This window comes from Halovibrio sp. HP20-59 (genome assembly GCF_033052795.2).
In the GTDB taxonomy this organism is placed as follows: domain Bacteria; phylum Pseudomonadota; class Gammaproteobacteria; order Pseudomonadales; family Halomonadaceae; genus Vreelandella.
In genome coordinates, this window is sequence record NZ_JAWJUW020000007.1 from 93,677 (window position 1) to 115,190 (window position 21,514).

General features: G+C 53.2%; 22 protein-coding genes and 3 pseudogenes. 20 read left to right on the plus strand and 5 right to left on the minus strand.

The annotated features are described in order from the left end of the window. The first annotated feature begins 132 nt into the window (after positions 1-132). From RZA33_RS10280 to RZA33_RS10360, 17 genes are all read left to right on the plus strand, one after another. Positions 133-489 carry a hypothetical protein gene (locus RZA33_RS10280; RefSeq protein WP_035557876.1) on the plus strand — a complete coding sequence of 119 codons (357 nt, stop codon included), beginning with the start codon at positions 133-135 and terminating at the stop codon, positions 487-489. Further along, complete coding sequence (locus tag RZA33_RS10285; RefSeq protein ID WP_035557880.1) at positions 482-892, plus strand: DUF6573 family protein; 411 nt, start codon at positions 482-484, stop codon at positions 890-892. Before RZA33_RS10280 ends, RZA33_RS10285 begins: the two co-directional genes overlap by 8 nt. Positions 893-1,116: 224 nt before the next feature. Next, positions 1,117-1,707, plus strand: coding sequence for a DUF6927 domain-containing protein (locus RZA33_RS10290; RefSeq protein WP_317507691.1), 591 nt, complete (start codon positions 1,117-1,119; stop codon positions 1,705-1,707). 183 nt (positions 1,708-1,890) lie between these two features. Further along, complete coding sequence (locus RZA33_RS10295; RefSeq protein ID WP_317507692.1) at positions 1,891-2,343, plus strand: hypothetical protein; 453 nt, start codon at positions 1,891-1,893, stop codon at positions 2,341-2,343. A gap of 249 nt (positions 2,344-2,592) precedes the next feature. Next, on the plus strand, positions 2,593-3,825 hold the full coding sequence (locus RZA33_RS10300) for a hypothetical protein (RefSeq protein ID WP_008958313.1): 1,233 nt from the start codon (positions 2,593-2,595) through the stop codon (positions 3,823-3,825). 188 nt (positions 3,826-4,013) lie between these two features. Further along, entirely contained in the window at positions 4,014-4,475 is a 462-nt protein-coding gene (locus RZA33_RS10305) for a hypothetical protein (RefSeq protein WP_008958312.1), read from the plus strand. Between the two features lie 152 nt (positions 4,476-4,627). After that, complete coding sequence (locus RZA33_RS10310) at positions 4,628-4,969, plus strand: single-stranded DNA-binding protein (protein WP_008958311.1); 342 nt, start codon at positions 4,628-4,630, stop codon at positions 4,967-4,969. A 223-nt stretch (positions 4,970-5,192) separates the two neighbouring features. After that, complete coding sequence (locus RZA33_RS10315) at positions 5,193-5,597, plus strand: hypothetical protein (RefSeq protein ID WP_317507693.1); 405 nt, start codon at positions 5,193-5,195, stop codon at positions 5,595-5,597. Between the two features lie 94 nt (positions 5,598-5,691). Further along, positions 5,692-6,507 carry a DsbC family protein gene (locus RZA33_RS10320; protein WP_008958309.1) on the plus strand — a complete coding sequence of 272 codons (816 nt, stop codon included), beginning with the start codon at positions 5,692-5,694 and terminating at the stop codon, positions 6,505-6,507. 449 nt (positions 6,508-6,956) lie between these two features. Continuing rightward, on the plus strand, positions 6,957-7,415 hold the full coding sequence (locus RZA33_RS10325) for a hypothetical protein (protein WP_317507694.1): 459 nt from the start codon (positions 6,957-6,959) through the stop codon (positions 7,413-7,415). Continuing rightward, positions 7,412-7,747, plus strand: coding sequence for a hypothetical protein (locus RZA33_RS10330; protein WP_317507695.1), 336 nt, complete (start codon positions 7,412-7,414; stop codon positions 7,745-7,747). Before RZA33_RS10325 ends, RZA33_RS10330 begins: the two co-directional genes overlap by 4 nt. 467 nt (positions 7,748-8,214) lie before the next feature. After that, positions 8,215-9,156, plus strand: coding sequence for a recombination-associated protein RdgC (locus RZA33_RS10335; RefSeq protein WP_317507696.1), 942 nt, complete (start codon positions 8,215-8,217; stop codon positions 9,154-9,156). 195 nt (positions 9,157-9,351) lie between these two features. After that, the gene (locus tag RZA33_RS10340) at positions 9,352-10,128 is read left to right on the plus strand and encodes a ParA family protein (RefSeq protein ID WP_035557937.1); all 777 of its coding nucleotides are present in this window, start codon (positions 9,352-9,354) and stop codon (positions 10,126-10,128) included. Between the two features lies 1 nt (position 10,129). Beyond that, positions 10,130-11,299 carry a ParB/RepB/Spo0J family partition protein gene (locus RZA33_RS10345; RefSeq protein ID WP_113270575.1) on the plus strand — a complete coding sequence of 390 codons (1,170 nt, stop codon included), beginning with the start codon at positions 10,130-10,132 and terminating at the stop codon, positions 11,297-11,299. A 5-nt stretch (positions 11,300-11,304) separates the two neighbouring features. Continuing rightward, positions 11,305-11,586, plus strand: coding sequence for a helix-turn-helix domain-containing protein (locus RZA33_RS10350; protein ID WP_008958302.1), 282 nt, complete (start codon positions 11,305-11,307; stop codon positions 11,584-11,586). An 88-nt stretch (positions 11,587-11,674) separates the two neighbouring features. Next, positions 11,675-12,688: a hypothetical protein gene (locus tag RZA33_RS10355; protein WP_317507697.1), complete on the plus strand. Its 1,014-nt coding sequence runs from the start codon at positions 11,675-11,677 to the stop codon at positions 12,686-12,688. A gap of 108 nt (positions 12,689-12,796) precedes the next feature. After that, positions 12,797-13,858, plus strand: a complete 1,062-nt coding sequence (locus tag RZA33_RS10360; RefSeq protein ID WP_113270573.1) for a YaaC family protein — start codon at positions 12,797-12,799, stop codon at positions 13,856-13,858. 51 nt (positions 13,859-13,909) lie between these two features. Here RZA33_RS10360 and RZA33_RS10365 read toward each other — a convergent pair whose 3' ends face one another. The 4 genes from RZA33_RS10365 to RZA33_RS10380 form a co-directional block, all read right to left on the minus strand. Next, positions 13,910-14,641, minus strand: coding sequence for a hypothetical protein (locus RZA33_RS10365; RefSeq protein WP_113270572.1), 732 nt, complete (start codon positions 14,639-14,641; stop codon positions 13,910-13,912). A gap of 350 nt (positions 14,642-14,991) precedes the next feature. Next, on the minus strand, positions 14,992-15,948 hold the full coding sequence (locus tag RZA33_RS10370; protein WP_113270570.1) for a tyrosine-type recombinase/integrase: 957 nt from the start codon (positions 15,946-15,948) through the stop codon (positions 14,992-14,994). Then, entirely contained in the window at positions 15,941-16,264 is a 324-nt protein-coding gene (locus RZA33_RS10375; RefSeq protein WP_113270569.1) for a hypothetical protein, read from the minus strand. Before RZA33_RS10375 ends, RZA33_RS10370 begins: the two co-directional genes overlap by 8 nt. 140 nt (positions 16,265-16,404) lie before the next feature. Further along, entirely contained in the window at positions 16,405-19,377 is a 2,973-nt protein-coding gene (locus tag RZA33_RS10380; RefSeq protein ID WP_317507698.1) for a Tn3 family transposase, read from the minus strand. A 232-nt stretch (positions 19,378-19,609) separates the two neighbouring features. Between RZA33_RS10380 and RZA33_RS10385 the strand changes: the two are divergent. Continuing rightward, a pseudogene (locus tag RZA33_RS10385) lies at positions 19,610-19,909 on the plus strand (MFS transporter); the annotation flags it as partial. Here RZA33_RS10385 and merR read toward each other — a convergent pair. Further along, positions 19,893-20,357 carry an Hg(II)-responsive transcriptional regulator gene (gene merR / locus RZA33_RS10390; RefSeq protein ID WP_063091985.1) on the minus strand — a complete coding sequence of 155 codons (465 nt, stop codon included), beginning with the start codon at positions 20,355-20,357 and terminating at the stop codon, positions 19,893-19,895. The pseudogene RZA33_RS10385 and the gene merR sit on opposite strands and share 17 nt — an antisense overlap. A 73-nt stretch (positions 20,358-20,430) precedes the next feature. Between merR and RZA33_RS10395 the strand changes: the two are divergent. After that, a pseudogene (locus RZA33_RS10395) lies at positions 20,431-20,594 on the plus strand (mercuric transporter MerT family protein); the annotation flags it as partial. Positions 20,595-20,601: 7 nt separating this feature from the next. Then, positions 20,602-21,384 (plus strand): annotated as a pseudogene (locus RZA33_RS10400) (ISL3 family transposase); the annotation flags it as partial. Between the last annotated feature and the right edge of the window lie 130 nt (positions 21,385-21,514).

Here is a 21,514-nt window from a genome sequence, read left to right on the forward strand (position 1 = left end):
CTGAATTGATTGTTTCGCATGCGAAACAGGTAGGGGGCTACCAATACCATACTTTTCAACGTCAGCAAGGCCCCTATCTCTTCTTGAGACCTGCTTTGCAGGAATGTGAGAGAGAGAAGAGAGAGAATCCCAATGGAAACATTTGGCGAGCGTTTGGAAACGATCATCTACAGCCGTCGCGGCGGTAACTTCGGTGAATACTTAGGCGTTGAAGGTCTGAGCCGGAGGGTGCGAATAAGCGAGCAGGTGTTCAAAGTCCGCTCATGTGTGGATGTGGATTCTGACTGGATGTGGGAGGTTACGCACGAACCAAGCGGCTTGTCTGAGCGTTCTAATGAACGCTGGGGGCTATGCTTTGCTGCTGATCGACTGGCTCGCGTTGTTAGACGTGAGAGCGCCTGGAAGTTGCCGACTGGGCCTGAGGTTACACCCATCCCAATGGCTGCTTTTTTGGCGTCACGCCAACAGGGGGCTACAGCTCATGTTTGATGAAACTGACATGATCCATAGCTATTCCCGTGCGGATGCCATCGAAGATGGCAATTTGGTAGATGTCAGCGAACGTGCTGAGCACGCCGCCGGCAACATGATGGGTTTCAAGGTGCCTGTTGCCATGACTGCTGCAGCCTGGGAGGCTTTGGTGGCGTGGCATGACGGTAGAAGCCCTCATGAGATGCAGCAGCAAGAGGATAAGCGGTTAGGCGATGTATTGCTTGTCGCCCTTGAGGCTGCTGCGAGAGAGCGCAACGAGAGATATATCGACTTCATCGTTGATGTGATTGAGCAATCCGAAACCGGCTCTATCGTTGTGCCAAAACATGTTGTTATGACTATAGGTCCTGGGGATACCCCTAAGCCGGTGATAACGATCATGCTACCCGAGGAGGACTGACGCGATCGCGCAGTTATCACTCCTCTTTCTAAGCCCCTAGTCAGCCTTGTGCTGCCTGGGGGTTTTCTATTTTAGACGCCCGGGAAGCATGGGCCATGCTTTTGCGGCTGGCTCTGCAAAAGGCGCCAGCCGCTCTGTTTCGCATGCGTAACATTTTCTGTCAGCTCCTCCCCTACCCCTTGTTGAGACCTGCAATTCCGCAGGAATGAGAGAGGAGCAAGATCATGGGTACATTGTGCATACCAAAGCCGTCTGACCGTAAAGCCTACCTGGACGAGGAATACACCAACCAGGATGGTTCTATCGAAGTGCTGAAGTCGAGCTTCGTGGGCTCTACCTACTACGCTGCGATCAAGATCCAGCGGGCAGTAGAGGCCCCGGAGCAAGCGCCAATTGAGTACACGATAGCGGCGGTCGTGAAGACTAGCTGTTCGCAGGGTGAGTTTTGCTACAAGTCGATGGATGAAACGATGGGGCCAGTCTTGTCACAGTGCCCTGCGTCCATTCTCAAGCTGCTATCCCCTCTTGGGGAGCTTGAGCGGCTAGGGGTAGTTGCAGGGCTCAGCCTGGAGTATGCCAGCGAATGGCGCGAGAGATGCCTAAAGCATGTTGAGTCGAAGAAGCAGCGTGTGCGCCTGAAAGATGGCGATCGCATAAAACTCCCGTACACAGTACGGTTCGTTGGAGGCCTGGAGTGCGACACGTTCACCAAGGTAGATTTGCCTCGTAAACGTAATGTTTTCAGGCCTGAGGGCTCGTCCGGTTTGGTAAGGCTTCAGGCCCGCCACCTGGATGATGCCGTAGTGCTCGCATAGTTATTCAAGCCCCCTCTGCTGTTCTCAGCATGGGGCTTTTTCATGCTGGCGCGAGCCGTTCTATACCACTTGACACGAAACCCCCTATCACATCCTGAGGCCTTTACCGCGTCCGCGCTCTCTTCATGAAGGCCCACTGCATCACTCGATACTGCATCACACCAGTGCCACATGGAGGCCGTTATGTCTGCCCTAACGCATGAAGACCGCTTATTTCTTCGAGAGCTACAGAAAAGTATCGCTGCCAGTTGCGCCAGCTATTTTGATAAAACGTTCGGCACCAATGTGCTGCCCGCGACTGGCGCCTCGATCACCATTGAGGGTGAAGTGAAGATGGACATGTACGATCACGCGCCAGGACTCGCCTTCTATGAGACGGATTCCTCACGATCTGTGGTTGTGCCTCCATACACTGAGTATTACAAACTTCGTGAGCTGGCTGAGTCAGGTTTTGCTGCGTGTTATCAGGTATGGCGTGAAGCCGAAGACGTATATGAGGGGTTGTTCAGACCTTTAAACATGCGTATCTGCAATAGTGATGGGGTAGTCATTGACCTGTACGAACGGGGGGCTAGCTCGAAGACACTATTCCCCCTGGCCAATGGACCGAAACGGCAGCTCGTATTGAGGAGCTGAATCGTGAGGGTAGCTTCCAGTCGGGATGGGACAATTTTTCTACAGCCAAGCGGATGCATCGGCAGGCCTCTCGGTTACAGCAGTTGCTCACTCTTTCACGTCACAGGGCGAATAGCGCTGCGTGAAGCTGCCAATGTGGCGATGCATGCGTCCTCTTTGTTTCGCGTGCGAAACACTTAGCTGGTCAGTAACTCCCCTACCTCCTCTTGAGACCTGCAATTACGCAGGAATGAGAGAGGAGCAAGGATCATGACGACACAGACAGATAAGACCACCTGCTGGATACCGAAGTGCCACCTTCCCGCGCTGCGCGAGAAGGTAGAACGGCTCGACCGCAAGGCCAAAAAGCTTGGCATGGCACCCTTTGAGATCAGCGTCCTCGAGGAGGCTGTAAAGCCTTGGACTCGTGAGACGGTGGATCTTGAGGATCGACTGTCGCACTTTAGGGTGGAGAAGATCGCTGCCGTCAAAGTCTCAATCAGTGGCGAACCCCCGAAGTTGGACGGGTATCGCTTGCTGGCGCGAATCGACATGGCAGCTGACAAGGCGGCACGGGTCACCCCCTTGGAGTGGGCATATAGCCGATTGCCCGAACCTTACAGATCAGGCGATGCCACGGGAGACTGCAGCCATTGCAACAAACGGCGTGAGCGGCGCTATCTCTTTCTGATGGAAGAGATGGCAACTGGTGCGGTCCTAGAAGTCGGAAAGACATGCCTCAAGGACTATGTTGGTCACCAGGGTGCCGAGTCGATGATGGCCCGCGCTCAACTATTGGTCTCTATGATCAATATGATGGAAGAGATCGATGAGGTGGGCTTGAGCGGTGGTCGCCCGCCAGAGGCTGTTATTGAGCTGAGATGGTTGGTGGCAGCGGCGGTACGGCAGATCAGACAACGAGGCTTCGTGTCTCGTTCTCGCGCTGAGGAAACCGGCGACTTGGCGACAGCAGAGATCGTTGGTGAGATGGCCCGTTCAGCTCCGATGATCAGCAAGGGGATGAGGGCATTTGAAAGTGAAGACGTGGCTCGGGCTGATGCGGTTATAGCTTGGGCGCGGCAAGTGCTCCCTCTGCAGGCTGAGCATAGTGAGTTCGAGACGATGATTATTCATCATGCTCGGTTCGATATGGTCGGGCTAAAGCGCGGCGTCGGTGTTATGACGGCGGCTGTCACAGCCTACGATCGACATGAGGAGTCAGCTATTAACAGCGAGTCAATGATGGCACTCGGCTATGCTGGCGATCCAGGCGATCAATTAGAGATGGAAGTAGTGCGCAAGCAGTCCTTTTCGTCAGATACGCGATGGGGGCTGATGTGGAAGCACATCTTCTGTGACCTCGAAGGCCGATACATTGTCTGGAAGACAGGCAAAGCCCTTGAGGAGAAAAGGGTTGTATTGAAGGGGCGCGTTAAAAAGCACGACGAGTACCGGGGGATTCCTCAGACCGTCGTGACGCGCTGCTCAATTAGACCAGCATGATTCACAGCCCCTGCACCTTTCGGTCAGGGGCTTTTCTATGCTGGCGCACTCCCTCTCTTGCCTTTTTAGCTGATGAAATGTTCCGCATGCGAAACACCGCGCAGGCCGACCTGAGCTGACCGCTTGTGGCAGTCCCCGCCCTATCTCCTCTTGAGACCTGCATGGCAGGAATGAGAGGAGAGAGTGACATGAATATTGAGCTAATTGTAAATCAAGAAGATGCCGTAGCCTTTGGGCGTGAGTTCGGCGGCCTGAAACTTGATGACCTCAATGATGATCAGGTGGCGTTTGCTATCGACTCAGCGCAAGGCTCACGTTTCATACTGCCCCGGCAGGCCGGTCGACGCTGGCGCCAGCCAACGCCTCGACAAATGGCAGACTTGGGAACGGATGTGAATGTGGCATTCGAGGTCTTCTCGCTTGGAGAGCTGGAGGGTTTTGCATTCTCTGTCGAGGATGGAACTGTCATCCAGGTACGTCGCCCTGATCGCGAGTTGCATCGGGAAAGCACTCTAAAAGCCATTGAGAGCGTCGACGATGCATTCGTGGTGAGCTTTACCAAGAGAGCTTTCAGTAAGTTTCTTCTTAACTTGGCGCATTGGAGTTATCTCCAACCCAAGGCAAGAATCATTCGTCATCGTCCGCGGTGACCCCTTCAAAGCCTCCTCGACTCTTCTGAGTCAGGGGGCTTTTTCATGTTTTTATAAAAAAATCGTCCTGGCTGGCTCCTTAGTGTCAGTAGCGCCCCTATCACCCAACGAGACCCATTACGTTGGGAATGTGAGAGAGAGGAGATATGAACATGTGGGGACAGACTCTACAGATTGGCCACATTGGCGAACCTGAAGCACGGACCAACGGCAGTGGCAAAACTTACGTTCGGTTCGGTATTAACATGGCCAAGAAATCGGGCGATGAACCGATGTGGCTTAACTGCATCCTTGGTGGTCGCTTTGCCGAGGTTATGAAAGATCGCCTGAAGCGCGGTCAATTGGTCTTTGTTGAGGGCGAGTTGTCCTTTCGCAAGGCTGACAACGGCACTGTGTACACAAACCTCATGGTGGACACTTGCCGAATCCTCCGTGATCCGCGTAGCGCTGGTGCTGCCGATGATGGAGACGATAAAGTGGAATTTCCATTTTGATGTTCTATTCACAGCCCCTGGTTTATTCCTGGGGCTTTTTCATGCGTAGACGATAGGCAGGCACATGAGTGAGACAGACCAGATAACCAGATACCGATCTCAGCATCCCTTGGCCAGGGTCTTGCCCTTAGCCGGTGGCGTGCTGGGTGCGATGGCGTTCGCTATAGCGGTCATTCCCATAAACCTCCCATGGGCCTCGTCTAGCACTGGAATACCAGCCGTAGTGACGTTCGATACCGCCAAATACGTTAATGCCCGGCGTGCAGCAGCCAGTGAGCTGCTAGGGGACGGCGAGGTGCGAGATTCCGCCGTTTCCACATTGGCTCGTGTAGACAAGGGTGTTCGGCCTGCGATCGTAGAGGCCGCAAATGGCGCCATGGTCATAGTCCGACAAGCAGCCGTCTTGGACGGCACCATCCCTGACATCACAGACACCGTGTTGGCTGGATTAGGCCTGCCAACAGATGCTCCTACGATCGAGACAAATCTTGATCGTCATGGAGACACCACTTATAGCGCCTCGAACCTCTATGAGGAGGCACGAGAGCTGGTCAGCCGTGCAAACCAGCAGGCGCGTGAGCGAGCCGCTTCGCAGAGCGAAGCGGGAATTGAAGAGCTGCTGCCCTGAGCAGTAGATGACTAGAACCTGATGTGGCCATGCCTCGCATGGCGAAGACTTCGCCAGTACCGCTGGCGCTTAACTTTGCTCAAGGAGCTTATAGATGAAACACCTTACTTTGATCGCCTCCGCTGTTGCAGTCGCCTCCGCTCTTATCGCTGGGACAGCCATTGCCAATGACGACGATACCGGCGCTAGCATAGAGCTTCCGAAGGCCGTGGCTGACCTGGGCATTCCAGGCTCCAAAGTCGACAAGACGTTCGATACCGGGCTGGACGGTATCAATGGTTGGGTCATTAGTGTCGAGAACGACACTAATGTGATCTATACCACTGAGGACGGTAAGCATGCGTTTATCGGTATGATCCTAGGTGAGGGTGGTGAAAACCTGACGCAGGCTCACATGGAGCAGCACATGGAGAATAGCCCGCTGGCCAGCATGCCGAATCGAGCAGGTGCTCAGGACAACGGGTTTGAGAAAGAGGAAGAGGCCGCAGCACTCGCTCAAATTGAGGAAAGTGCCGCCTACGTTGAAGAAGGAACAGGCGACAAGGTTCTCTATGTTGTCTTCGATACGCAATGCGGTTACTGCCAGCAGATGTATCAAACGTCCAGAGCACTCTTGGATGAAGTGACATTCCGCTGGATTCCAGTGGGCTTCATGGGAGAGGGCTCACTCCACCAGGCCGCACAAATTATTGACGCGGAGAACCCCGCTGAAGTGCTGGCCACTATAGAAAGAGGCGGCAGTGTTTCCGAATCCCCCAGTACCGAAGCTATGAACATCGTGAGCGAGAACAGCAACCTGATCCAGCAGTTGGGAATCCGCTCCACACCGAATACGATCTACAAGGATGAAAACGGTGAAGCCCGCATCGTCCGCGGCGCCCTTCGTGCAGCTGAAATCCGCAACCTGTAACCTCCCGCACCTTGAAGAAATGCGCCCTGTCTACCCTAGAGGGAGCCGGGGCGCCCAGCTAGAGGGCACCCCATGTCTCTACAAGATCAACGCACTGCCAACATTGCGCGGCGAGCGCTTGAAGGAATGTTTCCACAGTTCGCCGTGAACCGCCTATTCCCACGTCAACCGCTCAAGGTAGGCCGCGGCACACGGGAGAAAACTGTTTACCCCTTTCGCTGGCTACACCGCCCCCTGACGCTTGAACAGACACGCTGGATCGCTAACCGGTCAGTTGACTACTGGATGCGGTGGTTCATCGCTTTTGGCGTGTCCCTTTTCCTCTCTGTCAAACTAGGCCCTCCCTACGGGGCTTTTCTTCATTTTGGTTTTACGCTACTTGCTGCCTGGACCTTAATAGGTGTGGCCGTAGCTGTTGGAAGGAATAGGAAGACTCCGAGGATAGATGCATGACGCAAAGCAACGAACATTGGTTAGCCTCGTTGGGGCGGGTACTGACCGGGCGACGTAAGCAGTCGGTGGAGGCTAACCGAATTGATCCAAGTGATCCAGCCATCACGAAGATGACGATTTCTCTGGCCCTGGATCTTCTTAATGAGGATCGATCGCATGAACGTTTCTCGCCGAGAGATCGCGTCTCATGGAAGTGGGGCATGAAGAACAAGAGTGTGCCACTAGCCAGGCAAACCGCTGTTGTTCTAAAGGTCCGACAAGATCCCATCACCGATAGTACCCAGTCACCATCATCAACTTATTACGAAGAGCCCTTGGATGTGCTTGTAGGTATGTATACCCACGAGGGCATATTCAGAGAGCTATGGATAGATGGGCGTCGTCTTTGCTTGCTGACCGATCAACGCTTAAACAGCCCTAATGATGGCTTTTATGGGGCGCAGGGTGAAGAATGATTGATGCTAAGGGCGCCGCAGAAGGCCCGAAAATGTTCGATGAAATACTGACCATTGTGGCTAAGGAGCAGCTTGGCTTGGATGGGAGCTACACAGTCTATGCGGTCGAAACGGAACAGATTGATGAGATCAACCTCGAGAAAGTGAAAGGCCTGGAAGACATCCATCTTCATTGCTTCACCGTAAAACTCCCCCCTGGCTTGGCTAGGGTTAGCCTTGCCCCTCGCGACGGTAATCAATGGCGTATGGATGAGGCAGTTCATGGGGTAGTGGATTATGGCCATGCAGCTCGAGAAACCCTGAGCGCCAGCCATGGTGGCAACGATCGCTGAATATACATCCCCTCCGTCAGTGGAAAACACTGAATGCATGGGCTTGCCTAAAGAGATATAATTCATCGTCTGGTATAGATACAATATGAATAGATATGACAGCCGACTGGACCAGCTGAATGAGCTTCCCCTCACCAAAGAAGATAAACACTTCATACTTCACTGCCTTCGTGAAGGAGGTGTGGTTGATTATTCACCCGTACTCGCGGCATACCAGGCGTGCTGGCACAATGCGGCCGAATCAGCCACTGTTCCGCAAAGAGATAACGTGGGGAGGAGGGCAGCTAACACCTTTCTGCGAGAGGCTTTGGGTGTTGAAGCACTTGGCCATCCCAGGTAACTGGCCATCAGTCCGCCAGCGGTATCTAGGGTAGGGGAGGAGGAGTTATACCGTTATCTTTTACTTACCTTCTAATAGATGGCATTTTTCCCCCTACCTAAAGGCATGAAACCACAGGGGCCTCATCATGTTCAACAATGCATTGTTATACCGCGCTCATAGCTCATTTCCTGAGTCAGAAGAAATGACCAACCTCATTCAAAAACACCTTTTCCGAGGTTGTGCTCCCACTGAGGCCAGAAGGGTAGGGTGGGCGGCGGTTTGTGGTGAAGTATTAACATACTCCCTCCAGTCTCAATATCTCATTCTTCGCTTTCGCCGGCAGGAGCGTTTGCTCCCGGCTGCTGCGGTAAAAGAACTGGTGGAGGAGAGGGCGGCTGAAATGGAGAAGGCCTCAGGTAGCCCACTGCGTCAAGCGGAGAAAAAGCTACTCAAAGAGCAAGTCTACGAAGAGCTACTACCCACCGCACTGAAGCGCACCGGGCATTTCCTTGTGGCTATCGACATTAAGCGGAACTGGATTCTCGTTGACGCATCAAGCCGAAAGAAAGCCGAAGAGGCTCTTGACCTGCTGCGTCTCACGCTGGGGTCGCTCAAGGTCACGCCGCTAGCTACTCGCGATCGACCCACAGCTTTGATGACCCGCTGGCTGGCTACCCCATCTGAGCGTGCTCAAGGCTGGATGCTTGGCGAGTCTTGCCAGCTCGAATCCCCTTCTGGTGACGATGGTGTAATTAAGGTTTCAGAGGTCGATCTCGATAGCGACGAGATACAGCAGCACCTTGATGGTGGCCGCATCTGTTCAGCGCTCTCGATTGCTCGGAAAGGCCAGCTGGCGATGCAGCTTCTGGATGATCTAGCCCTAAAGAAGATCAAATTCGATGACGCACTGCTTGAGCAGGCTGACTCGGGTGATGATGAAGCATCAAAGTTTGATACGGATGCTCATATTCACATCCCAGCTCTTGCGGCCGTTGCTGAGGAGCTGATAACCCTACTGGGGGGTGAATCAGTCCCTACGCTAGAGGATACCCCTGAGGATGCTGTTCAGGCATCTAAAGCAGCCTGAACCCTACTCATATCCTGTCTTTGGCTTGGCTCTGTCCAGGCCTTTTTTATGCGCTAGATAGATCGGTTTATACTATTTGCCGTATCAGTTTATGTGGATTATCATGTTTCGCATGCGTAACTTGGCAAGGATCGCCGCCGTTTGCACAAGGACATTCTCAACCTGTCTTTTTCCAGGTCGGCTACCGGGAACTCCATGACCAAAATAATCAGTTTCTCCAATCAGAAAGGCGGGGTCGGAAAATCGACCATTTGCCTTCAAACAGTCTTCTACCTCGTGGAGGCGGGCTATCGCGTACTAGCAGTTGATTTCGACCCACAGGGCAACACCTCTAGCCGGTTGAGCCAGAGCGATGAGGCAACCTATACAGGCACACCATCAGTCCGGTTGTTCGATGAGAACATGCATGAAATCAAACCGATGAAGTGCGTGCGCGGAATGGATCTGATTTGGACAACCAAGAACGATCCAGAGCTATCTGAGATTGAGTCCCTACCGCTCAACTGTGTGGTCAACCCGATCACAAACCTGAAGGCTAGCGGCATACTGGATAATTACGATTACGTGCTTGTCGACTGCCCCCCTAGTTTGGGCCGTAAGCTAGTAGCTGCACTCACTATGTCCACTCATGTCATTTGTCCGGTGCAAGTAAGTGGTTTCGCACTGGATGGCGTAGAGGGTCTGCTGAACACGATCATAAGCGTTCAGGAGGAGCTGAATCCCGAGTTGGAAAACACCGGGATGGTGATCAATAACCTCAAACGCGGTTTCGAGGAGGACATGATCACGCGAGATGAGCTTCGCAAGGCGGTGCCGGATCTGGTCTACAAATCTGAGATTGGCGTTAGAGGGCAACTCGACGTGGCCAACCTCAATGGCGTACCCGTTTGGAGCATAAAAAAGACATCGGCACGAGAGGCTGGCAAAGAGATCCGTGCAGTTATCGAAGAACTCATGGAAAAGGTGGGCTGACATGGCATTAGGACAACTAGACAACCTGCAAAGCCTCTCACGCCGCTCTAAAGGCGCCAAGGAAGTATTGGTGCTGGATACAGCTGAAGTGGTGCCGAAAAATGGCCAAGTCCGAGAGAAATTCGGCGGTATTGAGGAGCTAGCCGACTCAATTAAGTCGCATGGCCAGGAACAGCCGATCATCGTATCTCCTAAGGATGCTAACGGTAAGTATCGAATTCAGAAAGGTGAGCGCCGTTGGCGTGCATGTAAACTGGCCGGTGTGCCGGTTGAGGCGATCGTCAACAAAAAGGACCAGGAGGAGCTGGACGAAACAGCCGGCGAGCTGATTGAAAACATTCAGCGGGAAAACCTGACTCCGATGGAAATCGCCAAGGGGATTCAGAAATTCATTGACGCTAAGTGGAAGGCCGTCGATGTGGCTAAGCGTCTAGGTAAATCGCGTGGTTATATCTCGCAGCACCTATCGCTGCTCAAGCTCCCCGAATGCGTACAGAAGCTATACGAGGAAGATGTCACGGCTGACCCCGAATCGCTGAATTCGCTCAGGCAGATTTATCAAATTGCGCCAGAGAAGGCTGAACGCATTTGCGAAAAGGCCTTAGTAGACGGAATCAGCCGAAAAGCCTGCCGTGAGCTGCTGAAACAGGCAAAGGGTGGCACTCTGGCTGAAGACCCTGAAACAGTTCCCATGGAGGCTCAGGTTCCAGCGCCAGCTCTAGGGACGAATGATGACCAGCCACCACTGAGCGGATTCGACTCATCCCCCTCCGCTGGAAACTCTGGCATGGGGAACACTGTTGATGATGTCCAGCCCGCAATGCCGCCCCAGTTTAACGAGAAAGATGACTCCTCTCTTGGTAAGGGGGATGTTGCACAGGAAAAGCCACCGAGACCTAAATCGGCCACTAATACTGAGCAACCCCAGCCTAAAAAGGCTGCTGGCGCCGAACTTGATACACCAGCGCCAGTAATGGCAAAGGAGCCCACCCGGGCTCGGGTCGTGGTAGGCGTTACCGTGAAGGGCGCACAACGTAGTGGCATGCTACAGACTGATCGTATCGATCATGAGCCTGGCTATTGCTGGGTTCGACTAGATAATGATGAAAAAGACACACTGAGGGTAAGAGTCTCTGACGTTCAGCTACTTGGTGTCGAGGGTGAGGACTGACCTCTATGCCGAGCCTATCGCGTGACACACAGCGAAAATACGACATTATCCGTGCTATTGACCACATGGATCGCCCAAGCCTTCAGGACATCTCTGAAGCTACGGGCATCCCGGCTGGCACGGTTAAACGGCAGCTGACTTCGATCCGGGAAGAGTTTAAGGTAAAAATCCTCTTTATTCGTGACCCTAGCTCACCTGAAGGTGCAATGGGCTATTACGCACTTGAAGGCTGGGGAATCTTGGACCCAAACTCCTTTCGAGTGCATTTTGGAGACAGCACTTCCTAGCCAGCTGACACCCGGGGAGCAAATAGCTCCCCGAATTATGTCAAACCAGCCCCACCTTTCTGAGCCAGTCAACACGGAGTCATCAGCAGTGCCTGAACCCGACCATCCCCCACTGAATCTCATCAAGCAACCTGTTTCAATTGGTCATGAAGACGTAGTTAAAGAGCTTGCTACTTTTAAGGTCGAGCTGGATAGATACGCACGTAAGACAATTGGGCAACCGTTGCTTAATGACATAGTGGACAATGATCGAGGAACCTGCGCACTACACCCAGATTCATTAATAGCTGTGCTGATACCTTTTTTAAACTGGGAAGACCAGAATGGACAGGCTTATCGAGCCTTTGTAGATCCAAAACATGTTATTGGGGCAAGCATCAAAGGGCATCCTGAGAACGTGCCACCAGAGGAGGTGGTGAATAGGATCGAGCGCTACGCGACCTACTTTGGCTCAAGGGATAACGCCTTATATGTCTGGTACAAGCCACTTGGGATATTCATTGCTCATGAGGGAAAACACAGGGTCGCTTTTATGCGATCGCATGATCAACCGGCTATAGCAGCGTGGGTTCAGGAAGCTGATTATCCAGCTCCATCTCGAATTACGATAATTGAGCCCAGCGATGAACGTGACGAATGGTTAGCAATGCTCGATGGTCGCTACATTCAGGTACTGCGGCGTCCGAACATTGCAAGGAAAATACTTGATGCTTACGGCGTAAAGACAACGAGCTGGCAGAATATAGATCATCTACCAGATGAAAAGATGGTGCGATTGGCGATTTACGAGCGCCGGCTTCATCGACCAGCCAGAACACGGAAGGAAATCGATAGGACTCTTGATCTGCAGGCTCATCTCGCTCGAATGGCCAAGGACAGTCAGGAGCAGTATTTTCATTGTCATGATCTCGGCCCATATCGTCTTGACTGGAATCGCAATATTGTAGTGATGTGCCTCATGCTATTTACAGGTTTATTGCTAGTAAAGTTTGATCATGACTGGTCGATCAGAACAGGGATTGGCTTGGTGGGTGTAACATCTGGCATGATGCTTAGCCAGAAACTGACGAGGTTCACAGGCCCGCGAAAGCTAAAATCATAAATGAATGAGAACGAAACTAACTTAAAAGGCTCGCTAAGGCTGATGACGACCAAACATACTACAGATTTTAGCCTAATATCCCGCAGTACAGCCTCTTAAGGAGCGAAAGTGCTTGGAGAAAATATTAAAATTGGCAATCGTCGGGTATGGATGCACAAAGCTATCAACCACCCTGACTTCGCATCTGAGAGCGTACTCACAAGAGATCCATGGAGCTTCGTAGAGCTTTGGCTTAAGCGACAGAATAAGAGTGAGGCACTATCCTTCTGGTCACAGGCACGAAGGTTCCATGAAGCCGCTAAGTATATGGATGTTGAAGCGTCGCCACTGTCCCTTTATTACTCTTTTTTGAACGCAACCAAAGCTCTTCTGGTGGTTCGAGGCGCCACACATGCAGAGAATCATGGTGTAACCGGAGATAGGCCAGCAAAAGCCAAGGCTAGCTTGGCTAATGAGGCCATAACTTTTAAGTCTGGCGGTATCTTGCCAGCTTTGTGTACGTATCTCGGCGAAAGCACCGTCACGCACACCGCCGAAAAGTACAACCTCAAAGACTTACTCTGGAATGTACCTTTTGTGCATAGAGCATTCTTGCATACCTTCAGGTCGGCCCCAGAGCTCTTCATACCGTTAGAAAGTGCTTGCTACGTAAAACATCCAGACCCCAAGGCTCGTGAATGCTGGTTCCAGGCTGAAGTGTCGCCCAGATATGCAGATGGTCGGATGCTCAGAAATATCCCTCACTCTTTTGAATGGTTCACTGAAGACGGTAGAACATATATTCGCCGAAAAAAGCGCTTCAATTGGTGGCGAGGTAAAGCCCCACAGGCTGAAAAACTCTTGGCCCAAAAGCGGCTAGGCACATATCACAGCAAGACTCGTCGGATCATAGTTCCTATCTCTGGGAATCGCGACTTGTGGTACATCAAACGAAATCTGAGCAGCAACCCACCATCTGAGCGCCACGGTCTTACCATTATATTTGCTGCGATGCATCGGCTGAGCGAATTAGCCCGTTACGATCCTAATGGCCTAGAGAGACATCTCTACGGCACATCGAACTGGTTAATTACGGAATTCATGACAAATTCAGCAGATCAATTCATTGATCAGATGGCGTCGGAAATTACAGGGTTTCAGTTTTGGCGACCAGCCATACGAACCCCGTGAGAACTGTCAATGTACGATATGAATAGCCGACAAGCCGATTGACTGAGCTGGCTACTGTGATCCCTCTAAGGCTGACGTCAATCCAGCCCAGGTACTATACAGCTCGTTTTCATAACATTCCTGCTCAAGGCTACGCGCCAGCACGTCACTGGCGACAAGATCCAATTGGGTCTGAAGGCTTGCAACTGGAATAACTATCTCCGTGGTTTCCCATAGCTTCTTCTGTGTGCTGCGAGAATCAACTCGGTAGCGGGACCAGTGCGGTGAAGCCTCCACAGAGCTGATGGTTTCAACTAGCTGTGCCAAGCACTCTGGAGGAATTTTCTCATCGGCTAGCTTGGCTGCCTTTTTCAGACTATTCAGAATTTTCCGCAGGTCATGCTCATTATTTAGAGAACGGCGATGCCGATTTGTAATCATAATAGCCTGCCCAGGTTTGATCTGGTTCCGACATTCAATAATCTCAAAACACCACTGCAGTAGCCTTTTAAGAATCAACTCCGCAGCGTGACGCTGAAGATAAAAAGCTGGTAATCCTATCTCATCGAAGCTACCACGTGCCTGCCCTTGCTCAACGAGCAAAGAGGCTGCAGTCAGATAGGCCCCCACATAAGATGGCTGGCGCCAAAACCCACCCATGCGAGCGATGCCATTCTCAAAATCACTTTCCGCTTGGCTGGGGTTCTTCCCACCAACGAAAACATCTCGAGGGTCGGTCGCAGGGTGACGGGAGTAGAGAGGTCCGATGCTCCATAAACCGTTTACTTCTCGCTGACCAGTCATTTGCTGACCCCTTCCTGATGAATTAGGCTGTATTTGCCGCGCATGGCTACCCATCGATCTGGGGTTGCTACAGGATGGCCACCATGGACTGGGTTCCGGCATTGCCACCCCTTCGTGGTCAGCTCGGCACACTGCGCCATGTACCCGGCTGCTTGCCAGGCGAGGCAGTCTCCCCGGGTAATACCATAGACACTGGCAAAAGCTGCAGCCGGATCGCTCCAGAACACCTCGAGCTGACCTGGCGTTAGCGTCACGGTTATCTTTCCAGCTAGGCCATCGTGGCTGGTGTTGAACGTTATGTCACTGTTAGATGACACCCATAGCTTGGGGTGAAGCACTGCTCTGTTGTTTCATATTCTTTTCATCGCCTCCTCCAGGCGCCTTTCCGCACTTCGGTCATAGCGTTGTGTGGTGACTAGGTTGGTATGGCCTAGAGCGTATTGCACCGTGAGAACGTCGACACCTCGATCTAGCATATTCGTAGCGAAGGTGCGGCGAAAATCGTGAGGCGCGCACTCCTTAATGCCCGCCTGAACGGCCCTTTCTTTTATGATGAAGTACACAGCTTGGTCAGTAATACGAAGATCAGTAATCACACCATGTCGGCGCACTCTAGGGAAAAGAGGCCCGACATCCCGCCCCAACCGGGATTGCCATGCCATGACTTTCAGGAACGTTTCATTGGGCAGAAAGACGAGGCGTTCCTTGTTACCTTTGCCCAGAATCCTGATCGACTGCCGGCCGCGGTCAATCATCTCGATGTCTATGGATACACTCTCCGATCGACGCAGCCCCGTGTTGACCAGTAAGTGGAGTAACACGGCATCTCTCTCCCCTTTGGGGGTCTCGTCTGTTTCGCATGCGGAACAAAGGGCTTGGATAGCTACATCATCAAGGTGTACGCCCTTCGGCAACCTTGAGCCCCTGACAGACTTGAGATCGCTGATCTGATGGTGGCTCTCACTATCCATGCGACCCGCAACCCAAGCCTCACGCGCCACACCTTTCATAGCAGACAATGCAGTATTAATAGTGGATGGAGCCTTGCCCAGTTCACTCATCATCTCGATGATTGAGCGCACATGTTCGCGCCGGATCATATGCCACGGACAACTCTTAATGTCATGACCGCCGCTAAGGTAGGCAACTTGCTGGAGGTGAGATCGCATCGTGACCCGGCTACGGCGGGAGCCAAGCCCCATAAGGTAAGAGAGCGCGGGGTTTCCCTTGGCCTCTGTCAAAGAATTCGATGCTTCAGCAAGGCCCCCAGTGACGTTATAAGGAATCATCGCTAGTGAATCAGCCATTTCCGGGGCCCCCCTCTAAGCTGGCAATGTGTTGCTGCAAATAATCAGCCTGGTCTGCAGAGCACATAACAATATCGAGCAAATCCCCGCTTTCATGCATCACCTCGTAAAAATCTGATGCGCTTGGTGCGGACTCGACATAGACTCGCTTGCGACGCAGCCCGCCCGGGATCGTTAAGCTCAAGTGCTCAAGAACTGCATCGGCGTCCTCTAGGACACTAACAATATCGCCCGTATCACGGACAATGACCATGAAATCGTTGGTAGTGATGACCGCATATCCTGCGCGGGGTGGCATAATCAAGTGATCAAACATCCAATTGCTCCCTTTTGGTTGTGATTTTCCCCCTGATCAGGGTTAGTGCCTGGCTTCAGACTGGGCAGCGTCCTGGCACCAATAGAGGGTCGGCAACGATTCTGACGAAATCCTCCAAAATGTGCCTTAACCTATTGTATTTAAATTATTTTGGCGTTGTAGCTCATGGGTGAAACCTGCCGATCAAAATCAAGCGTATAATCGCCAAATCGGTTGATATGGTCCGTGCGGTATGGGGCCAGCCCTTTGAGAATATCGTGATCAATATGATGACCGCGCTCTTTGAGATCTTTAAGGGTTAACGTCATCGACTCCACATTGTGAAGAATGACCAGGTTGGCCACCAAGTGGTTATATTTGATCACCTTCCGTTGCTCGTGACGGATATTCTCGGCGATCACCCCCTCGCCGCCGAAGAACAGCCATTTCACGAACTGGTTGAACTCTTCCGTTTTGTTCGTCTCCGCATGAATGGTTCGCCGCAACTCCACGCTGCCAATGTAGTCCAGAAGAAAGGTTGTCCGAACGACCCTCCCCAGTTCCCGGAAAGCAAAGTAGAGTTTGTTCTTGAGGCTTGCGGTACCTAAACGTCGCAGTACCGTGGACGGTGCGATTTTTCCAGCCTTAATCGATAGCGCCACCCGGAGCATGTCCGGCACATGGGTTTCAATCAGTTTCCAGTTGATAGTCTCGCTGAACAAAGCATTGATGTGCTCATACCGTTGGCGTTTGTCAGACTTGTAGAACACCAGCTGCTTCAGATTCCGGATGCGGGGCATCAGGTTGATACCCAGCAGGTAAGCCAACCCGAAGACGGGCGCACTTTGCGCCTGAGTATCGCCATGCAAGGTGTCAGGCTGGATATCGGAATCGTTTTTGATTAGCCCGTCAAGGATGTAAATGGCCTCATAAACGCCGCAAGGGATGAAGTGGCTGAACAGCGCGATGTATTTGTCGGAGACGTGGTAGTAGCCCACCCCGCCGTAGCCACCGTACCGTATGTGGTATTCCGATAGCAGATTCTGTTCGTACAGGTTCCATTTTGTGCCATCGGCGGCAGCCCGCTGGCCAGTTCCCCAGTGTCGCGGCAGCCGGTAGCGGTTGTAGGCATTGATAACCTGCACAATGGCCTGCTCCAAGCGCTCTTCGGTGACATGCCGCAGGTTGAGCCAGGACACCTGCCGGCGATTAAGTGTCGTGATGGATCGGGCGGTCTGAGTTGGCCCGAGATTGCAGCCATAGCAAAACAAGGTCGAAACAAAGCGGGTACGGGGGTCTTCCAGCTTGCTCTCAAACCCGGAAAGTGGTCCAAAGCGTTTGTGGAGGCCCAGCCATTTTTCGGCTTCCACCAGGATGTCGAGGATATTCTTTTCGGGCAAATTCTGGGATAACTGCTTGTCGATCTCAGCTAACCCATCCGGAGGCGCCGTACGACGGTGCTTCCGGATCACCAGCTCTTCACCATGGAAGACGGCGTATTCATTCTCCGGGAAGCCACGGTCAATGCGGTCGGCCGTTTCGCTCAACCGAGAGTGGGCTTGTGCCACAAAAGCGGCTGGATCGGATTCGATATCAATCATCGCACTGTAGTCCGCTATCTGGGCATCATAGACTTTCCAATCCACCAGCTGATCGCGGTAGTCACTATACTGGTCGCTGTTCGCGACCGCGAGATCGCCGGAAATCAGTTCACGCTTCACCTGTGTCAGTACGCCCAGCTCGAAATACTTCCGGTAGACCATGCCGGGCGGTAGCTGGCTTGGCCCCGACCCCAATACCAAACGGCGCCAACGCTCCGGTAGCCAAGACACGTCGACGGGTTGAGTACTGAGCACAAGGCATTCCTTACGGCTGTGCCGGTGCTTTTTCAGAGTCGCAATCGCCTCAATCAAAGATTGATCGTGGCTGGTTGCCGCCAGATCCAGTAGTTCAAGGCAATTGAATAACAGGGGGCGTAACGGGCGGTAGGGTTGCAGCATGAACGGGATGAAGTTATTGCCAGCATAGGCCATGTGTTCCTCACACTCTGCCAGTAATTCATCAGGATCGCTCTGGATGGCAGCCGCCACTCGGGCACCTCGCTCGGAGTCCGTTGGCGCTTCCTGGACGGCGGTCAGTACGTCACGCAGTTGAGCCACCAGCCTGTCCATGCGTTTCATGTGATCCAGGTGATACTGGTTCAGGTTGGCTTCTGCCTTGGTCTTGATGTTGCGCATCTTGCGAACAAAGATGTCGACCGCATCGTCCATCGCGCGACGCAATTGGGCATGGACCAGCAGAACCATCAAAGCGTAGCGTTTGGTGCTTTGCATGGCCTTGATGTTGGCCGCGCCCAGCGCTCGTGCTTCCAGTATGAAGTGGTGATATTTGGCGGCGGGAATGTGATCAACAGCGGGCAATTGTTGACACCAACCCTGAAGCCATTCCAGGTGCTGAAGATACTTCTTCACTTCCGTATTGGTCGGCTTTTTGGGTTCCTGTTTCAACTTATGCCAACTGGTATGAGGGGAATCATCCGGCACTTGCAGCAACTGGTCAAATTCGTTTTTTTGATGCGCTGTCAAACCCACATTGAGCGTCCGAAAGTAACCGGTATTGACCGTGCTGCGAGCCTGACGCGCGGTCCGTTGCAACGTTGAAAAACCCGGTAACTCAAAACGCTGGCGCACCAGCTCTTCAATCACCACATTGATGATGTCCGCCAGGTCCTGCTTGGTGGTGGCCGCTTCACGCGCTAGTTCCCGTACAATTGCCTTGCCTTCAACGGTGAACGCCTTGATGCCCACCTGTTGACGAACCGTCTCCAGCATCCGCTGACGGGCGCCGCCATTGCGGTCGTAGACCCTGAGCTGGCTCAATGCGAGATGTGAAAGGTCGTCGCACGCCAGAATGTGCGTTGTAATGGATTGGGGAACGGCTTTGAGATGGACAAAGTAGCCCAGACGCTGCACTGTTTTCAGGAGAATGAGTAGGGCGCCACGAGCAGCCGGAGTTCGACCGTGCTTTCGGGCAAAGGATCGTTCCTGGGTAGAGGGTGTATAAATTTCTGCCAGTTCTTGATCCGAGACCACCGCCTTCAATCGCGGATAGGCGGTTTCATGGAGGCTACTCATACGCAGTCCTTCGCTATGGGGTTCCAGTGAAAGGCATTAGCCCACAGTACTTTCGCTCTTGAGGGGGGCATTGCTTATAGTAGGCAGCAATTCGTCAAGACCAAAGGAACCGCCCGTTATTTTGTGAACGCCACGCTCGCTTTACGTTACGGGATTATTCGGTCATCGATCGCCGGTTCCCCGATTTATTGAATCGTTACACCACACCGCAGACTGATTCGAGCTATGGCCATTGAGCATCTTTCCCCCCCCACTGATCATTCACACCTACCAACGCCTTTCTAGTGCCCAGCTAATCGCTCTGGCAGGGACCGGGCTAACGACGGTGGCGCTGGCGCCGCTGGCCCATGACTGACGGGCGGCAGTGCGGGCCAGGTGCTCGGCATTGCGCTGGCCCTGAAGATGATTGCCTACGCCCTAATAGCACCTCTGTTTGGGGCTGTTGCCCAAAAACTTCCCCGCCGTACTCTGCTGGTCACACTGGACATTCTGAGGGCCTGCGGGGTTGCCCTTTGTCACTGAGGTTTGGCAGGGGGCCCACTCTGGCTAGGGTAGGTACAAAATTTTCGCCCAACCCCTTCATGTAATGACGCAATTAAGGGGCACGAGATATTGCCCTCTTGGGCGCAGCACCGATCAACCATGGCGCTCAGTAAAACCTCAATTTGCTGTAGCTTTTCGATCTTCCCACGTACGTCGTGCAACTTGCGCTCCGCGAGAGTGCTGGCTTCCTGGCAGTGGGTGCCGTCTTCGAGTCGGAGCAGGTCGCTGACCTCATCGAGACTGAAGCCTAACTGCTGCGATGTTTTCACAAAGCTCAACCTGCCGATATCGCTGGGACCGTAGCGTCGAATACCCCCGAGAGGACGCTGGGGCTCAGGTATTAACCCACGTCGCTGGTAGTAGCGGATGGTCTCAACTGAGACGTTCGCCGCCTTAGCCAGCCCCCCGATGGTCAATGAGTTCATTTCATCCGGCATTTGCCTTGACTCCGTAGTTGACTACGGCCTCAAGCTTAACCTATCGAACAAGGCCGTAGAAGGTGTAATTGCAATATCAGAGTTGAATTCCGAGTCACAATCCGGTCGCGAGTCGTTAATCGCAGGCGGGGTTGCAGCCTGCTCGCGTCGGCCTGCTGTCTGGGCACCTTGGCCCTGATCGCCCTGGGGGGTTCCGGTGCCTGGATCGGCAACCTGGCGAAGTCTGCGAGGTACCGCAAGTGCGCACCGCTTCGAGACACCCCGCTACCTAGGTATCGACGAGCTGTACCTGAACCGCCGCTACCTCTGCATCCTGACCAACCTGGAGGAGCGTACCTTGTTAGACCTGCTGCCCGGTCGTCAGCAGGAGGCAGTGACGAAGCGGCTCATGAGCATGACCGAGCGCGACAAGATCGAGATCGTCAGCATGGACATGTGGAAGCCATATCGCCGTGCCGTCCAGGCGGCGCTGCCACAGGCCCGCATCGTGGTCGATAAGTTCCATGTTGTGCGTATGGCCAACGAAGCCCTGGAGAAGGTCCGCAAGGGGCTCAGGAAGGAGCTGAAGGCCAACCAACGCCGAACCCTCAAGGGTGACCGGAAGACCTTGCTGAAGCGGGCTCACGACGTCTCCGACCGCGAACGTCTCATCATGGAAACCTGAATGGGGGCCTTCCCCCAGCTCCTGGCAGCCTACGAGCACAAGGAGCGGTTCTACCACATCTGGGACTGTGCCAGCCGGCGAGATGCTGAGCAGGCGCTGGCTGCCTGGATTGACGACATCCCAGTCACCAATGCCTTCACGGAGTCGATCAACCGGCTGGCCAAGGACAAGAACCGCGATGGCCGGGGCTACTCATTCGAGGTGATGCGGGCCCGGATGCTCTACACCACCAAGCACAAGAAGAAGGTGCCGCAGACCAAGGAATCCCCCTTCCTGGGCAAGGCCACCATGACCTACGGCATGGGTCTACCCGAGCCCGAGAAGAACTTCGGTGTCGATCTATCAACCTTCTGGGAAAATTAAGATATCGGTGGGCCTACAGGGATCGTCAACCAATTAATCCGGATACCCATTTTCTAATGGCCACAGCTTGACCGTATCTCAAATGAGATGCGCAATAGCGTCATGTATGACACTCGGATAATTTATCATG

Coding starts and splice junctions, on each gene's coding strand:
- RZA33_RS10280 (WP_035557876.1), top strand. CDS start 133: ATGGAAACATTTGGCGAGCGTTTGGAAACGATCATCTACAGCCGTCGC.
- RZA33_RS10285 (WP_035557880.1), top strand. CDS start 482: ATGTTTGATGAAACTGACATGATCCATAGCTATTCCCGTGCGGATGCC.
- RZA33_RS10290 (WP_317507691.1), top strand. CDS start 1,117: ATGGGTACATTGTGCATACCAAAGCCGTCTGACCGTAAAGCCTACCTG.
- RZA33_RS10295 (WP_317507692.1), top strand. CDS start 1,891: ATGTCTGCCCTAACGCATGAAGACCGCTTATTTCTTCGAGAGCTACAG.
- RZA33_RS10300 (WP_008958313.1), top strand. CDS start 2,593: ATGACGACACAGACAGATAAGACCACCTGCTGGATACCGAAGTGCCAC.
- RZA33_RS10305 (WP_008958312.1), top strand. CDS start 4,014: ATGAATATTGAGCTAATTGTAAATCAAGAAGATGCCGTAGCCTTTGGG.
- RZA33_RS10310 (WP_008958311.1), top strand. CDS start 4,628: ATGTGGGGACAGACTCTACAGATTGGCCACATTGGCGAACCTGAAGCA.
- RZA33_RS10320 (WP_008958309.1), top strand. CDS start 5,692: ATGAAACACCTTACTTTGATCGCCTCCGCTGTTGCAGTCGCCTCCGCT.
- RZA33_RS10325 (WP_317507694.1), top strand. CDS start 6,957: ATGACGCAAAGCAACGAACATTGGTTAGCCTCGTTGGGGCGGGTACTG.
- RZA33_RS10330 (WP_317507695.1), top strand. CDS start 7,412: ATGATTGATGCTAAGGGCGCCGCAGAAGGCCCGAAAATGTTCGATGAA.
- RZA33_RS10335 (WP_317507696.1), top strand. CDS start 8,215: ATGTTCAACAATGCATTGTTATACCGCGCTCATAGCTCATTTCCTGAG.
- RZA33_RS10340 (WP_035557937.1), top strand. CDS start 9,352: ATGACCAAAATAATCAGTTTCTCCAATCAGAAAGGCGGGGTCGGAAAA.
- RZA33_RS10345 (WP_113270575.1), top strand. CDS start 10,130: ATGGCATTAGGACAACTAGACAACCTGCAAAGCCTCTCACGCCGCTCT.
- RZA33_RS10350 (WP_008958302.1), top strand. CDS start 11,305: ATGCCGAGCCTATCGCGTGACACACAGCGAAAATACGACATTATCCGT.
- RZA33_RS10365 (WP_113270572.1), bottom strand. CDS start 14,641: ATGACTGGTCAGCGAGAAGTAAACGGTTTATGGAGCATCGGACCTCTC.
- RZA33_RS10370 (WP_113270570.1), bottom strand. CDS start 15,948: ATGGCTGATTCACTAGCGATGATTCCTTATAACGTCACTGGGGGCCTT.
- RZA33_RS10375 (WP_113270569.1), bottom strand. CDS start 16,264: ATGTTTGATCACTTGATTATGCCACCCCGCGCAGGATATGCGGTCATC.
- RZA33_RS10380 (WP_317507698.1), bottom strand. CDS start 19,377: ATGAGTAGCCTCCATGAAACCGCCTATCCGCGATTGAAGGCGGTGGTC.
- merR (WP_063091985.1), bottom strand. CDS start 20,357: ATGCCGGATGAAATGAACTCATTGACCATCGGGGGGCTGGCTAAGGCG.